The sequence below is a fragment of the Pseudomonas caspiana genome (assembly GCF_002158995.1).
GTDB classification, from domain to species: Bacteria; Pseudomonadota; Gammaproteobacteria; order Pseudomonadales; family Pseudomonadaceae; genus Aquipseudomonas; species Aquipseudomonas caspiana.
On sequence record NZ_LOHF01000003.1, the window covers coordinates 68469 to 81994 of the forward strand.

General features: G+C 56.0%; 17 protein-coding genes. 8 read left to right on the forward strand and 9 right to left on the reverse strand.

Annotated features, from left to right (window positions below):
* Positions 1–134: 134 nt before the first annotated feature.
* Entirely contained in the window at positions 135–521 is a 387-nt protein-coding gene (locus AUC60_RS05135; RefSeq protein ID WP_087265022.1) for a hypothetical protein, read from the reverse strand.
* A gap of 208 nt (positions 522–729) precedes the next feature.
* Between AUC60_RS05135 and AUC60_RS05140 the strand changes: the two genes are divergently transcribed.
* The 4 genes from AUC60_RS05140 to AUC60_RS05155 all read left to right on the forward strand — a co-directional run bounded on the left by AUC60_RS05140 (position 730) and on the right by AUC60_RS05155 (position 2609).
* Positions 730–981, forward strand: coding sequence for a DUF1654 domain-containing protein (locus tag AUC60_RS05140; protein ID WP_238599524.1), 252 nt, complete (start codon positions 730–732; stop codon positions 979–981).
* Between the two features lie 4 nt (positions 982–985).
* Positions 986–1687 (forward strand): endonuclease, encoded by a 702-nt coding sequence (locus tag AUC60_RS05145; protein WP_087265024.1) that lies wholly within the window; start codon positions 986–988, stop codon positions 1685–1687.
* Positions 1688–2044: 357 nt separating this feature from the next.
* Complete coding sequence (locus AUC60_RS05150) at positions 2045–2287, forward strand: DUF6555 family protein (protein ID WP_087265277.1); 243 nt, start codon at positions 2045–2047, stop codon at positions 2285–2287.
* A gap of 67 nt (positions 2288–2354) precedes the next feature.
* Positions 2355–2609: a hypothetical protein gene (locus AUC60_RS05155; RefSeq protein WP_087265025.1), complete on the forward strand. Its 255-nt coding sequence runs from the start codon at positions 2355–2357 to the stop codon at positions 2607–2609.
* A 46-nt stretch (positions 2610–2655) separates the two neighbouring features.
* Here AUC60_RS05155 and map read toward each other — a convergent pair whose 3' ends face one another.
* Both map and AUC60_RS05165 read right to left on the reverse strand, forming a co-directional pair.
* On the reverse strand, positions 2656–3447 hold the full coding sequence (gene map, locus AUC60_RS05160; RefSeq protein ID WP_087265026.1) for a type I methionyl aminopeptidase: 792 nt from the start codon (positions 3445–3447) through the stop codon (positions 2656–2658).
* Entirely contained in the window at positions 3444–3698 is a 255-nt protein-coding gene (locus AUC60_RS05165; protein WP_087265027.1) for a ParD-like family protein, read from the reverse strand. The genes map and AUC60_RS05165 overlap by 4 nt, the downstream gene beginning before the upstream one ends.
* Positions 3699–3899: 201 nt before the next feature.
* Between AUC60_RS05165 and AUC60_RS27570 the strand changes: the two genes are divergently transcribed.
* Positions 3900–4094 (forward strand): hypothetical protein, encoded by a 195-nt coding sequence (locus AUC60_RS27570; RefSeq protein ID WP_144443230.1) that lies wholly within the window; start codon positions 3900–3902, stop codon positions 4092–4094.
* Here the strand turns inward: AUC60_RS27570 and AUC60_RS05170 are convergent.
* The 3 genes from AUC60_RS05170 to AUC60_RS05180 all read right to left on the reverse strand — a co-directional run bounded on the left by AUC60_RS05170 (position 4045) and on the right by AUC60_RS05180 (position 5925).
* The gene (locus AUC60_RS05170; protein WP_087265028.1) at positions 4045–4242 is read right to left on the reverse strand and encodes a hypothetical protein; all 198 of its coding nucleotides are present in this window, start codon (positions 4240–4242) and stop codon (positions 4045–4047) included. The genes AUC60_RS27570 and AUC60_RS05170 overlap by 50 nt on opposite strands.
* Before the next feature lie 122 nt (positions 4243–4364).
* Positions 4365–5390: an Ldh family oxidoreductase gene (locus AUC60_RS05175; protein WP_087265029.1), complete on the reverse strand. Its 1026-nt coding sequence runs from the start codon at positions 5388–5390 to the stop codon at positions 4365–4367.
* A gap of 82 nt (positions 5391–5472) precedes the next feature.
* Entirely contained in the window at positions 5473–5925 is a 453-nt protein-coding gene (locus AUC60_RS05180) for a GNAT family N-acetyltransferase (RefSeq protein ID WP_087265030.1), read from the reverse strand.
* A gap of 196 nt (positions 5926–6121) precedes the next feature.
* Between AUC60_RS05180 and AUC60_RS05185 the strand changes: the two genes are divergently transcribed.
* On the forward strand, positions 6122–7150 hold the full coding sequence (locus AUC60_RS05185; protein WP_087265031.1) for a FecR family protein: 1029 nt from the start codon (positions 6122–6124) through the stop codon (positions 7148–7150).
* A 98-nt stretch (positions 7151–7248) separates the two neighbouring features.
* Here AUC60_RS05185 and pvdQ read toward each other — a convergent pair whose 3' ends face one another.
* On the reverse strand, positions 7249–9582 hold the full coding sequence (gene pvdQ, locus AUC60_RS05190; protein WP_087265032.1) for a bifunctional acylase PvdQ: 2334 nt from the start codon (positions 9580–9582) through the stop codon (positions 7249–7251).
* 222 nt (positions 9583–9804) lie between these two features.
* Between pvdQ and AUC60_RS05195 the strand changes: the two genes are divergently transcribed.
* Complete coding sequence (locus tag AUC60_RS05195) at positions 9805–10194, forward strand: Fe2+/Zn2+ uptake regulation protein (RefSeq protein WP_087265033.1); 390 nt, start codon at positions 9805–9807, stop codon at positions 10192–10194.
* A 30-nt stretch (positions 10195–10224) separates the two neighbouring features.
* Here the strand turns inward: AUC60_RS05195 and AUC60_RS05200 are convergent, their stop codons facing one another.
* The gene (locus tag AUC60_RS05200; RefSeq protein ID WP_087265034.1) at positions 10225–10413 is read right to left on the reverse strand and encodes a hypothetical protein; all 189 of its coding nucleotides are present in this window, start codon (positions 10411–10413) and stop codon (positions 10225–10227) included.
* A gap of 246 nt (positions 10414–10659) precedes the next feature.
* Here AUC60_RS05200 and AUC60_RS05205 point away from each other — a divergent pair, with 246 nt between their 5' ends.
* On the forward strand, positions 10660–12468 hold the full coding sequence (locus AUC60_RS05205) for a monovalent cation:proton antiporter-2 (CPA2) family protein (protein WP_087265035.1): 1809 nt from the start codon (positions 10660–10662) through the stop codon (positions 12466–12468).
* An 89-nt stretch (positions 12469–12557) separates the two neighbouring features.
* Here AUC60_RS05205 and AUC60_RS05210 read toward each other — a convergent pair whose 3' ends face one another.
* On the reverse strand, positions 12558–13484 hold the full coding sequence (locus tag AUC60_RS05210) for a glycosyltransferase family 2 protein (RefSeq protein ID WP_087265036.1): 927 nt from the start codon (positions 13482–13484) through the stop codon (positions 12558–12560).
* Between the last annotated feature and the right edge of the window lie 42 nt (positions 13485–13526).

A 13526-nucleotide genomic window follows, 5' to 3' on the forward strand; every position in this document is an offset into this window, starting at 1 on the left:
CTTATGATTATTGTGTCGGGCAACACGTAACGACCAGAATCGATGATCATGGCGCAAACGTTTGCGAGGAATGAACTATGAGAAACGTCGCGGAGATTGTCAACGTCCGCCAGCACCAAAATTCCAGCAGGAATTTACACCGTGATGTTCAGACCACCACTCCTGTCCAGCTCTTTGAACAACGAGGCGGACATCAGCAATATGGTCCCGGTAATGGCCGATATCTGATTTTGAAAGCTGGCCACTACGGCGTTTCGGGCAGCGAGATTTGAGTAAGACGCGTTTTCTGCGGCGTGCATCTTGCCTCGCAAGTCACGCAACTGAGCCTGCAATTCGGCTAAACGCTTGAGCAACTGTTTGGCTGAAACGCTCAGATGCTCAGAAATGTCGCCGCTGACTTTTTGCTCTTCTGAAACGGTCTCAAGCTTGTTCTCCTCGTCCGCTACCGCTTCTGCACTAGCGGCGGAGCCTGCGTTTATGCTGAAGACAGGCGCTGGAAAGCCCACCGTGGAAATGCTCATTACCGTCATCCTCCATAATGAAGTCCTGCCCCAGCAATCGGCACCTTGAGTTTTTTCTTGAGCACTGGATGCTCAACGGCATGGCCGCTACCTGCAGACAATACTTGTGCAATCGCACAGACCTTCGCGTTTGTTCCTACAGCAGAGTTGCGAAATGGCCCACAGTGAAATACTGTATGCCCGTACAGCAACCCAAGGAACCCTTTCCGTGGCAAATCCAGGCACAGCAACTCAGTCCCTTCCCAGCTCTTACGAACGTTTAGGCGTGCGAGTACAAAAGATCATCAACTCGCCAACCGCGCAAAAAGCCAAAGCGGCGCTGATATTTCGCCTGCCAGACGAAATCGAGGATGAATGGAATCAGTTGCTCGAAGAGATCGCGGAAAACGACAACGTGACTCTCGCCTATCGAGATGATGGCGGCGTACAGATTTTCTGGACAGTGCCGAAGGAAGATTGACGGCATGATGGTGCGAACCCTTACCCTGCTTTTTACGACACTGCTCCTCACCGCTCCAATCACAGTCAATGCCGAAGCACCGCATACATTCAGTCAGGCGAAAAAAGTTGCCTGGGGCCTCTACTCAGCCCAGTCGACTGAGTTCTATTGCGGCTGTAAGTACAACGGCAACAAAGTCGATATCGCTGGCTGCGGCTACGTCCCACGCAAAAACGCCACGCGTGCCAAGCGCATTGAATGGGAGCACATCGTTCCTGCCTGGCAAATCGGTCACTTGCGCCAGTGTTGGCAGAACGGTGGTCGCAAGAACTGCACGAAAAATGACAAGATTTTCCAGCAAGCCGAAGCCGACCTGCACAATCTGGTGCCGAGCATTGGCGAGGTTAACGGGGACCGTAACAACTTTAGTTTTGGCTGGCTCCCGGCCCAGACCGGCCAGTACGGCTCCTGCCTGACTCAGGTTGATTTCAAGGCTAAAAAAGTCATGCCGCGGCCTTCCATTCGCGGAATGATTGCACGCACCTACTTCTATATGAGCAAGCAGTACAACTTGCGCCTGTCACGTCAGGATCAGCAGCTCTATCAAGCCTGGAACAAGACCTACCCGGTGGAAAGCTGGGAGCGTCAGCGCAACCAGAAGGTCGCGTGCGTGATGGGCCGTGGTAACGAGTTCGTTGGCCCGGTAGACCTGAAAAGCTGCGGTTAAAAGCACCTGCCTGAAGCCTCGAAGACATCCTCAAAGCAAGCGGCCCGTCAAGCGGGCCGCGACCGCAATGGCTTTAATCCATCCGCGATTTGCCACCCTAAAAAAACATCTCACCACTCATCGGAGATGTGTACAAATATGTCTAAATCAGTGTAAATCTCCCTTTCCTTTTTCAGACAAAAGGACATCCGGAGCAGTAGTACGATCCACGGCCGCTTGAAGTCTTTGCAAGCCTGTATCGATCTCTAAATGAACTGGCAGCACGCTGTTGAGCCTCATCAGGCTCACGCTTCCAGGTACCCAAGGAAGTACACATTTTCAGAGATGTATCCCGACATCCCACAGGCAGGGGCAATGATGAACGATCAGACGGACTTTGAAATTCATTATCAGTTTCGCGGCGAACCCAGACACTTCTGCCATCAGGCATTCCATCTGTGCGAAAGCTATGCGCTGCACATTGCAACGCTACACGCGGGCGTTTGGCAGGTCGGCGACAATGTTGCGACAGGACCGATAAGACTGGCGATTCTTCAGGCAGAGGGACTGGGTGTCACCCAGGTGCACTGGAAAAAGACCCACAGGGAGGAGAAAGTCTAAACAAAACAGTTTCGAGGCGGTCCGACTTATCAAGCAGCGCTCATCAAACCAGCAACGCGAGGTAAGCATGACTATCGATAAAGACCTTGAGAAAGAAGTTCTGACCCGTCTCCTGAAAGCTCATCCAGCGGGATTGGGTAAAGAAGTACTCGACAACTATCGGGGGGAGAACGCAGTCGCGGACACCCTGGAGTACTTGCAGCAAGGCGGTCTGATTCATCACGGTAGCGTCGACTCGACGAGCAAGACAGGTCGTACACTCAAATATCCGATCAAACTCAGCTCTGCTGGTGTTGTAGCTGCCAAAGCATACGAAGCTTAGGGTTGCAGCGTAAAAGCCCGGCCTGTTTCAGGCCGGGCTTTTTGCATCAGATCGCCGGGTATTCGCCGGTACCCTCGGGCCAAGGGGTGAGCAACTCGAACCCCGTATCCGTTACAGCAACCATATGCTCCCACTGAGCCGACAAAGACAAGTCTCTGGTCAGCACTGTCCAGCCATCAGGCAAGACCTTGGTGCCCGGCTTGCCCGCATTGATCATGGGCTCAATAGTGAACACCATGCCTGCCTTCAAGCGCATACCTTTACCCTGCGCACCGTAATGCAGGACTTGAGGGTCTTCGTGATAATTGCGTCCAATTCCATGCCCACAATATTCACGAACGACACTGAAGCCTTCACGGTGCGCGACCGTCTGGATGGCATGACCGATGTCGCCCAGCGTTGCACCCGGACGCACGGCGTGAATACCGGCGCGAGTAGCCTCATAGGTGGTATGCACCAGGCGTTTCGCCAAAGGACTGACCTCACCCACAAAGTACATACGGCTGGTATCGCCGTACCAACCGTCTTTGATAACAGCCACATCGATGTTGATGATATCGCCATCCTTGAGGATGTCCGAAGCAGACGGTATACCGTGGCACACCACTGCATTGGGTGAAATGCAGGTGGTCTTGGTAAAGCCGTGATAGCCAACGTTCGCCGGAATCACTTTCAGTTCTTTGACGATGTACTCATTGCAGATATCGTCCAGCGCCTCAGTACTGATGCCTGCCTTTACATGGGGAGTGATCATGGCCAGAACATCGGCAGCCAATCTGCCGGCGATCCGCAATTGAACCAGATCCGCTTCACTTTTAATGCTGACAGGACCGCTCATCGAGAGGCCACCTTCGGTTGCGACTGAGCAGGCGAAATATCATAGGTTTGCGCACTCAGAACGATGCCGTCAGCGTTCTCCGTACGGATCAGCATTTGGCAAATCTCGCTGTAATTCAGCGCCGGGTGCAACTCACTGAGCATGCCGACCCGCATCCAGTGCTCGGCCTGAGCATTTATAGAGCGACTAAGCGCCGCACTGGCTGCGCGAATATTGGCGTGCATATGTTCCGAAATCTTGACCAGACCCATGATTCACCTCGAATGGAATATACGAATCATATATGTTTCATATATAGCGAGGCAAGTCGGCAGTTTACCGAGGCTGCTCAGCGAACTCGAATCAGCAGCCTGCTGAGTGGTATAACGCTCAACGACTGTACTGTTTGCTTTGGAAGATGCTGAGTCATCCACGTCCATGCCTGGCATGAGACGCTGTCTGGAGAATCACGCGTGACGAACTTTCTACTGGGCTGGTGCGTGGTTTCACTGTTTGGCACACTATTAGCGCTGCGCCTGATACGTAATGGCAAGAGCCGGGGTGAACGCTCGCCTGAAACGGCCGATACCGGGCAGGATGCGCCGGTAGCCGGTGAAATCAGTCAGCCGTCAGCCGACCGTGATGTTCAACCGCGTGCCGGGCGTTGACCACAGCCATCGACACCAGCGGTTCGTAAGCATTGAACTGGCGAAGCGCTGCAGCCAGAGCCAGAAAATCCTCACGCTGCATTTCATTCATGCCAGCGATGATGGATGCGCGATCAGTCGTAGTGTTTGCAACGTGTTTAAGGGACATGGCAACCGCCTCTTTCAAATTACTGTTTAAACATACAGTATTTGGATAAAGGGATTTACGCAAGTCAGAGGACGACGAACGGCTCACTCAACCCTCAGTCGTCCTGGCACATCATGCTGCCATCACCTCACGAGCGCCTGCAGATTTGCCCACTCTGCCTGTGAAATTTCGATGCCTTGCGCCAGTGACTTTGCGCGCTCCTTATATCGACGGTCGCCAGGCATACGCTCCTGCCCCACGCCATGCATCTGCCTGACCAGCTCCTCACTACGCTCGGCGAAGTGCTGGCCGCTGCCCTTGTCCGGATCAATAACAATCAACAACTGCCCGGTCCAGGGTGTCTGGGCTCCGGGATGCCCGGACCAATCGAACTCAAACGAAAAGTTGCCACCGGTAAGGCCCGCTGCAAGTAGCTCGACCATCATAGATAACGCGGACCCTTTGTAGCCACCAAATGGCAGAAGCGCTCCACCGTCAAGAATGGCCTTTGGGTCCTGCGTTGGCTCACCCGCGCGGTCGACCCCCATGCCGGCAGGCAGGGTACGTCCGGCTCGGGCGGCAATCTGCACATCCCCATTGGCAATGGCGCTGGTCGCCAGATCGAAAACGATGGGATCACCACCCGCACGAGGCGCCGCGAACGCTATAGGGTTGGTGCCAAATAACGGCCTTTGTGCACCATGAGGCACCACGCAGGTCATGCTGTTAACCACGCTCAACGCCACCAGTCCTTGCGCGGCGAAAGGTTCGACGTCTGGCCATAACGCCGCGAAGTGGTGGGAACTGCGGATCGCCAGAACCGCGATACCGGCGCTCTTCACCTTTTCGATCAGCAACGGCGTAGCTGCCGCCAAAGCGGGCTGCGCAAAGCCGTTGGCCGCATCCACTCGAATGAACGCAGCACCTGCATCCTCTATGACCGGCACAGCTTTGCCATCGACCCAGCCACTGGCCAGCGATGACAAATAACCGGGAATGCGAAAAATCCCATGGCTGTGGGACCCATCGCGCTGCGCGCTCGCGCAGTTTTGCGACAAGACCTGAGCAACATCCTCTGAAGTGCCGTGCCGTAGAAATATGCGCCGCAGTAAGTCAGCCAATTCAACGAAGCTAACGGTGTGTGTCTCGATATCACGGGGTGCAGACATTTAAAACTCCGCCAGTCAGCTTTAAACAAGTGATCCAACTTCACAGCGTTGCATCAGAATCTGCCGAGATTACTGCCCATCGTCAGACAGGTAAATCGACGGCATCAAGCTGATCCAGGCGTTTCTGAAAAAAGTAACGACGATGGCCCCGCGGATAATCGTTGAGCTGACCGAATTCGCTATAACCCAGGCTGCGGTAAAAATCCGGTGCCTGAAAATCGAATGTATCGAGCCAGATACCGACGCAGTCTTTATCCCGTGCCAAATCTTCCGCCATCGCCATCAAACGCGAGCCTAGCTTCTGGCCACGGGCCTGCTCCGGCACTACTAACAACTCGATGAACATCCAGCGATAAAAGATCCTGCCATTCAGTCCACCCAACACTTCATTGCTCTGCTCGTCTCTGACAAGGAGCGCAAACTTCTCCGCTCCCGATGCTCCCGCCTGGGCAACGTTATAGGCACGCAATGGCGTAAGGATTGCCGAGACTTCCTCTTCGGTGGGGCAAGACGTTTGTTCGATTCGCACGTTCATCCATGGCTCCGCGTTTTTGCGTATGAAGAGCGGCAGTCTAATGCTGCGCGGTGCAAAAAAGGACGCTGGAAGAATGCGTTAACGCGAATTGACCGCTATTACCCAAAAAATGGCCCTATCCGTTGATATTCAATAGCCATAGCTGTTCTCCCCCACTCCTACGCAGATGTAGAATGCTCCTACAGCCGGAGTACCAATGAGCGACCCAATTCTCAGCGAAGCCGAATACGACGCCGTCACCGATGCCGCAGCACATTGGTGCATGCGCATGCACGCAAGCGATTGCACTGCAGAGGAGCGTGAGGCGTTCGAGCTCTGGCTTGATGCCCATCCACTGCATGCCGTCGAATATCAGGCGATGCTGGAAATCTGGGCGCTCTCCGAGCAAGTTGCACCGGTCAATCCATTGCCTACCGGCAACGTCGTGACAATGGCAAGCCGCCCAGTGCCGGAAAACTCGGGCAGAAACTGGCGCAGCTATGCCGCAGCCGCTGCAATCGTCGCCCTCGCCTTGCCGGTAGCGGGATATATCGGCTGGAATCAAGGCTGGCTGCCAAATGCTTATGACACTTATGAGGCCGATGGCAACACCCGTCTGGTCACCATGGCTGACGGCAGTCGCGTGGAACTGAATCTAGGCACCCGACTGACCTTCGCCAACTACAAGGATCGCCGTAGCGTGGTGCTCGACAAGGGCGAAGCGTTCTTTGAGGTCAGCCACGACGCCCAACATCCCTTTGTGGTGAACGCTGGCCAAGGCAGCGTGAGGGTTACCGGAACCAGATTCAACGTATGGATGTATCAGGATCAGGTCCGGGTAATGCTGCTTGAAGGGTCTGTACAAGTTGTCAGTGACAACTCCCAACCCGGTAGCGGATACCGCCTTGAGCCGGGAATGCAGGCCAGCTACAAGAGCGGCGATTTCGAGCCGCAAATCAGCGAAACCTATGCCAACGACAGCAGCCTTGCGTGGCGCAATGGCAAGCTCGTGATCAATAACCTGCCATTGAGCCAAGCGCTCCCATTGATCAATCGTTACCTGCCACAACCGATCTTGCTGGCCGATAACGCCACCGGTGCAATCCGCATTGGCGGCAGCTATAACACCCGGGAGATGGCTAGCCTGGTGACCTCTCTGCCCAAAGTCTTGCCGGTGACGGTGACGCGCAACAGCGAAGGCAGTCAGGTCATCAACAGAAAGCCAAGTGTGGCACCGAAGGGCTAGCCTGACACGATCTTGAATTGGAATGAGGCCCCCAAAAGGGAGCCTCATTTTTCAACTCGAATGGGTTGTCCGGACCTGGAGTGCGGGACCTCACCCGCCTACTTCTGCCCCTCCTTGATCACCAGCAACCGGTAAGCCGGATCCGCGGTGATCTGCTGCTCGGTGAAAGGCAACACAGCCCATTGTTTTTTGGAGAACGCCTCGGTCTGATCCCGGCGGTGAGGCGATTCGGGATTGGTTGATTCCGACGGTGCCAGCAAGCCCTGAGCGTGAGGGCCGCGCTCATCGAAACTCACGACTTGCAGATAGCTGGTGCCACTGACCACTTCACGCTTGCCATCGCCACGCGGGACAGTTTGCATCGCGTTGTACACACCCAAAACACCTGGACCGCCGTGAATCGGCGTCTGTTGTGTGCCCACAGTCGAAACCTGAATATCCCCCCAACGAGTTTCCGGGGTCAGGCCCGCTTTGCTCAACTGCGCTGCGGATGCCAGCAATGCAGCATGCAGTGCTTCGGTTACACCAGCCTGCTGCAAATCCAGGCCTCGAGGGGTGTGAAGCGGGTTAGCCGGATCAAACGCAATACGCCAGGCATTCGGCACACTCTGCAGCGCCTTCGCGACGTTCTGAAAATGCACGAAGCCCAAGCCTGCATCCAGATTGGCACTGCGATCCCACTGGCTCATGCTCGTGCAAATACTTTTGATCGCAGCAACATCGGCACCCGAATACCCGGCGCAGTACTGCAACAGGTCATCCATTAACCCGCCCGCCTCGGCCAGGTACACCCGGTTATCCATGACCATCGCCTGCAAGTCGGCAAGGCTGACTTTGCCTGCCCGTTGCAGGCTTGCCAGTCGATCCACGGCAAAACGCGTGCGCGGACCCAGTGGCTGGGCGTCACGACTGATCAGCGGCGAGAACCCCGTCAACGGCTGCGCCGGGTTGGTCATCCAGGCTGAATCATTGGAGTTCTGCACGTAGTCGCTACGGCTCAAGGCCGGCAACGCTGAACTCGGGAAGATGCCCGCTTGTGCCGCAGAAGGATCGTTATCCCACGTGCAAGTGCTACGTGAACCGTCGAGCACAATCATTTCCAGCCCGGCAGCGGGATCACTGCACTGCGCCAGCTTCTGCTGACTGACATTCGGCACAACTGAATAGTTGGTATAAAGCGTCTGCCCCTGGTCATCTACCGCAAGGGTGTTGACCCAAGGGATGCCCTGAATTTTCTGCAGCGCACCTTTGAGATCCGCGAGGCTGCTGGCGCGGTTCATCGCGTACCACTGCTGCATGACGCGGTCATTGCCCAGGTTCGCGTCACGCAGGCTGTAAGCGTACTCTCGATTCCAGTCCAGCTTGCCAGGCCACTGCACCACCGGGCCGAACTCGGACTGATAGATTTCACGGGTTTGCTTTTTCGGCTTGCCGTCCTTGTCAGCCAGCGTAACGCTGACCGTGGTCTTTTTCAGCGGACGGGATTCACCATCCACGACGTAACGCGTGGCGTCCTTTGGATCAAGCTTGAGCCGATACAACGTAAAGTGTTTGGACGTGTCGACCGTATGGGTCCACGCCAGGTGCTGGCTGAAACCGATATTGATCAGCGGCAAACCCGGTAGAGCAGCGCCCATCACGTCGAGCTTGCCGGGGATCGTCAGGTGCATCTGATAAAAACGCATGCCGCCGACCCACGGGAAATGCGGGTTGGCCAGCAGCATGCCCCGCCCGTTATCCGAACGGTCACGTCCAATCGCTACCGCGTTACTGCCGCGCTCGAGCGCAAAGTCCTGATCGTGGGCAGCGGCACTGGCGAATGACATCGAATCCACCGATCGGCTGGTGACAGCGGCGGCAGGTGGCGTAGCGGCTGCGAGCGCTTCTGCGAAACGTCCGACGCCACCCTCTACCAGCAGGCGGCGGGTAAGCTTGACCTGATCTTCGGTGGTGATCGGACGTAGCCATTGCGCCTGCAAGCACTCACCCTGGGCGCCGGCCTCTCGTGTTTCAGCAAGGAACCGGTTGTAACCCGCCACATACCCTTCAACCAATTGGTGAACCTGTGGCGTCTGGGCCTTCCAGAATCCGGCAACGGCCTCTGGCGTATTCAACCAGTTGAAAAATACATCACTGGCCATGTTGTTGCGTTGTTCGGCGGTCTGTTGCTCAGGGCCGAAGTAACGTGAACGCTCGCCGTTGACGGTGACGATTTCATTGGCCAACAGGCAGAGATTGTCCTGCGCATAGGCATAGCCGATGCCGTAGCCCAGACCGCGTTCGTTCTGCGCGCGGATGTGCGGCACCCCAAAGGTCGTCCGACGGATCTCTGCGCCCGCCTGCCCGGCAGGCAGCTGCGCATGAGCACTCACACTCAAGCCAAGGATCAATCCGGTAATACACAACGTTGGCATGCGCTTGATAATGATCACTCTGACTCCTGATGGCTGACTTGCAGACAGGCACAGCCTTGAGGGGCCGGCGCTCACCTTAAGACGAAGAACGGCGGGGAAATTTAGTGACCAGCGGCCTGTCGGGCGGGGGCTTGAACGGTGACCGTTAAACTTTTTTTCGGTAAGTGTTGAGGATTTTCAGCGCTCATACGTCTTACTAAGTGAGGCAAGTATTTTTAGAGCCTGAAAAGGAATTTGCGCATGTTGAATCGTCAAGCCACCACCACCCGAACGATGCTGCGCCAGTCAGCCATTGCCGCGCAGGCCCAAGCGCCTGCCGTTGATACCGAACGCCCAGGCAACGAACCGATCAGGAAGTTGCTGAAAAGCTTCGGCTTGCGGACCAGCCTGGTCCGTCTGAAGGTCCTCGACGCGCTGCTGCATGCGACCAGCGAAGGGCAGCCGCTGGGCGTTCGCGGCGTACACAGCCAACTGCTGAAGCTGGATATCCCGCTGTCGTTTCTGAGCGTGCGGGAAGTGCTCAAGCGCCTGTGCGATGAAGGCGTTATTTCTCTCAACCCTGACAAGAGTTATAGCCTGCACCCCCAGGCTATTGAACAACTCAATGAACCGGGCAAATCGGGTCAATGACCGCCCGGTCTGGAACTGGACCGCAAGCTGTCAGCGCTTGACCTTGCGGCGGATCACACCGTTGATGACCACAACCAGCACGGCAACGGCGATGGCGATGTACTGGAAAGTCTTCTCGCTGATGACACCATCAGCCTGCAAGCGGGAAAGGCCCAGCATGACGGCCAGTACCACCAGTGCAATCAGCAGCGAATAAATCAAACGTTGTTTATTGGTCATTGCAGGTTCCTGAAATCTTCATGGTCGGCATTCGTTGCGCACAAATGCGCGCCCATCTTACGCTGATGTGCCACGCATGGCACCGGCATACTGCACACCCTCCCCCTTCGCGCTTTTTGCCAGCCCCAATTGCTCAATGTCTACCCCAGAGCACATCCGGACAACGCCGGTTACAATTCACATGGTTTAATAGCGCCCATTCAAAGCCGCCCGTTCGGCCCTCTCGTCGTTAGCAAGGAGTCAACCATGCCCCCTGAAGGCAGCCTGTTACAGGCCGCAGTCGTGTTTCTGTTCGCCGCGGTTTTGACCGTTCCATTGGCCAAGCGGCTGCAGCTCGGGGCGGTGATCGGCTATCTGATCGCGGGTGTGATCATCGGCCCGTCAGTATTGGGACTGATCGGTAATCCCGAAAGCGTCAGCCACATCTCTGAGCTGGGCGTCGTGTTGCTGCTGTTTATCATTGGCCTCGAACTTTCGCCCAAGCGTTTATGGGTAATGCGTAAAGCAGTGTTTGGCGTCGGCATGGCCCAAGTATTGTTGACAGGTCTGGTAATCGGCGTCGTTGCCCTGCTCGCCTTTGGCCAGCCATTGAACACTGCTGTCGTGCTGGGTCTGGGGCTCGCTCTGTCATCAACCGCCTTCGGCCTGCAAAGTCTCGCCGAGCGCAAGGAACTGAACAGTCCTCATGGCAGACTGGCATTCGCCATTCTGCTCTTCCAGGACATCGCCGCCATCCCGCTGATTGCCATGGTGCCGCTGCTCGCGGGTACGGACGACAAACTCAGCGCCAGCGATGGCCTGACTCACGGCCTGGAAGTACTGGGCGTGATTGCGATTGTGGTGGTAGGTGGTCGTTACCTGCTGCGTCCGGTGTTCCGTATCGTGGCCAAGACGAAAATCCAGGAAGTGTCCACGGCGACCGCTTTGCTGGTGGTTATCGGCACGGCATGGCTGATGGATCTGGTGGGTGTGTCCATGGCACTGGGAGCATTCCTCGCCGGGCTGCTGCTCGCCGACTCGGAGTACCGCCACGAACTGGAATCGCAGATTGAGCCGTTCAAGGGGCTGTTGCTTGGGCTGTTCTTCATGAGCGTGGGCATGAGCGCCAATCTGAGCCTCCTGCTTAGCGAACCCTTGATCGTGCTGGGACTGACGCTGCTACTGATCTTCATCAAATTGCCGCTGTTGTTTATTGTCGGGCGTCTTGCTGGAGGATTAGGCAAACAAAGCGCTTTACGATTAGGCATCGTGCTCGCTGCTGGCGGTGAGTTCGCGTTTGTAGTATTCAAGATCGGCAGTGATCAGGGCCTGTTTGATGCCCAGTTGTACGACACGCTGATATTGACCATCACGTTGTCGATGGCCCTGACCCCGCTATTGCTGCTGGGCATTGGCCATTGGCTCAAACCCAAGCCGGTCACGGTTGAAATACCGGACGAGTATCGGGACATCAATACTGATTCGCCCCGCGTGGTCATCGCAGGCATGGGCCGTATGGGCCAGATCGTTGCCCGGATTTTACGCGCCCAGAACATCCCTTTTGTCGCCCTGGATACCGCAGTGGAATCCATCGAGTTTTCCCGCAGCTTCGGTAACGTGCCGGTGTTTTACGGCGACCCGTTGCGACCGGAAATATTACGCGCAGCAAAGGTTGAACACGCTGAGTTCTTCATCATTGCTACTGATGATCCGGACATCAATATCAAGACAGCCGAACTGGTCAACAAGCTATACCCGAACATCAAGATCATCGCTCGCGCGCGTAACCGGCAACATGTGCATCGTCTGCTGGATGTGGGCGCGCAGGCAGTACGGGAAACGTTCTATTCCAGCCTGGAAATGAGCCGACAGACACTTATTGGTCTCGGTCTGACCCAGACTCAGGCCGATGCGCGCATCAGCCGCTTCAAACGCCACGATGAACAGGTTCTGGCGGCGCAGCATCTGGTTTATGACGATGCGGCGAAGGTCCTGCAAACCGCCCGTGAGGCCAGGAAAGAACTGGCTCAGTTGTTTGAGGCGGATCGTCAGGAAGAGGAAGCCGGGAAGGATTGAAGGGGTACGGGCAAGCGCGCGCCTACCGTTGGAATGCGATCAAACGGTAGGCGCGCTTGCCCGGACGATGCAATGCGCTGCATTCCCCTCTACCCATACGGCCCGTCCCAATACCGCCCGTGCATGCCCAGCTTTTTCTTCAGGCGTTTCGGCAGGTGTTTTTCCTGCTTGCTGAGCTTGTAAGCCACCAGCTTTGCTGCGTTGCGAATAAACGACAGCGGCCAGAGCATAAAACGCTTGGGGCCGAGGTATTTGAGCTCTGATTTGACGTAACGCATCCCTTCCCCGCCTACGCCTCCAAAGGTGGCGTAGATCCAGGCTTCACGGGACTGGAACACACCGATATCAAAGTAGCGCCGAAACTCTTCCCAAATCGTGTAGTTATGGGAATGGCGACACACCGCAGAGCCTTCGTACGCCACTTTCCATCCTGCCAACAGCATCTTTGCGGTGACGTACATGTCTTCGGAAAGGATCACGTGCCGGGGAAAACCACCGATATCCAGCAGGGCTTCACGACGATAGGCCGCAAACGAATTAGACATGAACGGGGTCTTGATGCCTAACAGTGGCGCATCGTCCAGAGTCTTGATCTGTGACACCGGCGGATAGTTGAACAAGCGGGCGTGCTGAGCCAACAGGCTCGCGTCTTTATGGGGTAACTGCCGACCGCACACAGCACCGACTTTCGGGTCGGCAAAGGGCAGCAATATATTGGCAATGGCCTGAGTATCCTCGACGTACGCGTCCTGAGTCATATAGACGTAGACGTCATAGTCGGGATTGAACTCGACCATCATTTGCCGCGTGCCGCCGTGGTTGAAGTCTTTGCTGTCGATCCGAATCACGTTGGCACACCGCGACCTTGCCAGCTCAAGGGTTCCATCACTGGAACTTGAGTCGACAATCAAGGTGTCAAAAACAGCAGTCTGGGTTGCCAGAGAATCCAGCAACCGCTCCAAATCCTTTCGCCCGTTATAAGTCGGGATGACACAAGCCACTCTCAAAGACGGCATAACAAAACTCCAGGGCGAAGACCGAATGCCCAACTTGTCAGC

Bases quoted from the DNA above. Each gene is read 5' to 3' on its own strand.
- AUC60_RS05180 (WP_087265030.1), bottom strand. From the start codon at position 5,925: ATGAACGTGCGAATCGAACAAACGTCTTGCCCCACCGAAGAGGAAGTC.
- AUC60_RS05175 (WP_087265029.1), bottom strand. From the start codon at position 5,390: ATGTCTGCACCCCGTGATATCGAGACACACACCGTTAGCTTCGTTGAA.
- AUC60_RS05210 (WP_087265036.1), bottom strand. From the start codon at position 13,484: ATGCCGTCTTTGAGAGTGGCTTGTGTCATCCCGACTTATAACGGGCGA.
- AUC60_RS05165 (WP_087265027.1), bottom strand. From the start codon at position 3,698: ATGGGTCTGGTCAAGATTTCGGAACATATGCACGCCAATATTCGCGCA.
- AUC60_RS05135 (WP_087265022.1), bottom strand. From the start codon at position 521: ATGAGCATTTCCACGGTGGGCTTTCCAGCGCCTGTCTTCAGCATAAAC.
- AUC60_RS05170 (WP_087265028.1), bottom strand. From the start codon at position 4,242: ATGTCCCTTAAACACGTTGCAAACACTACGACTGATCGCGCATCCATC.
- AUC60_RS05155 (WP_087265025.1), top strand. From the start codon at position 2,355: ATGACTATCGATAAAGACCTTGAGAAAGAAGTTCTGACCCGTCTCCTG.
- AUC60_RS05200 (WP_087265034.1), bottom strand. From the start codon at position 10,413: ATGACCAATAAACAACGTTTGATTTATTCGCTGCTGATTGCACTGGTG.
- AUC60_RS05150 (WP_087265277.1), top strand. From the start codon at position 2,045: ATGAACGATCAGACGGACTTTGAAATTCATTATCAGTTTCGCGGCGAA.
- AUC60_RS05185 (WP_087265031.1), top strand. From the start codon at position 6,122: ATGAGCGACCCAATTCTCAGCGAAGCCGAATACGACGCCGTCACCGAT.
- AUC60_RS05205 (WP_087265035.1), top strand. From the start codon at position 10,660: ATGCCCCCTGAAGGCAGCCTGTTACAGGCCGCAGTCGTGTTTCTGTTC.
- AUC60_RS05195 (WP_087265033.1), top strand. From the start codon at position 9,805: ATGTTGAATCGTCAAGCCACCACCACCCGAACGATGCTGCGCCAGTCA.
- AUC60_RS05145 (WP_087265024.1), top strand. From the start codon at position 986: ATGATGGTGCGAACCCTTACCCTGCTTTTTACGACACTGCTCCTCACC.
- map (WP_087265026.1), bottom strand. From the start codon at position 3,447: ATGAGCGGTCCTGTCAGCATTAAAAGTGAAGCGGATCTGGTTCAATTG.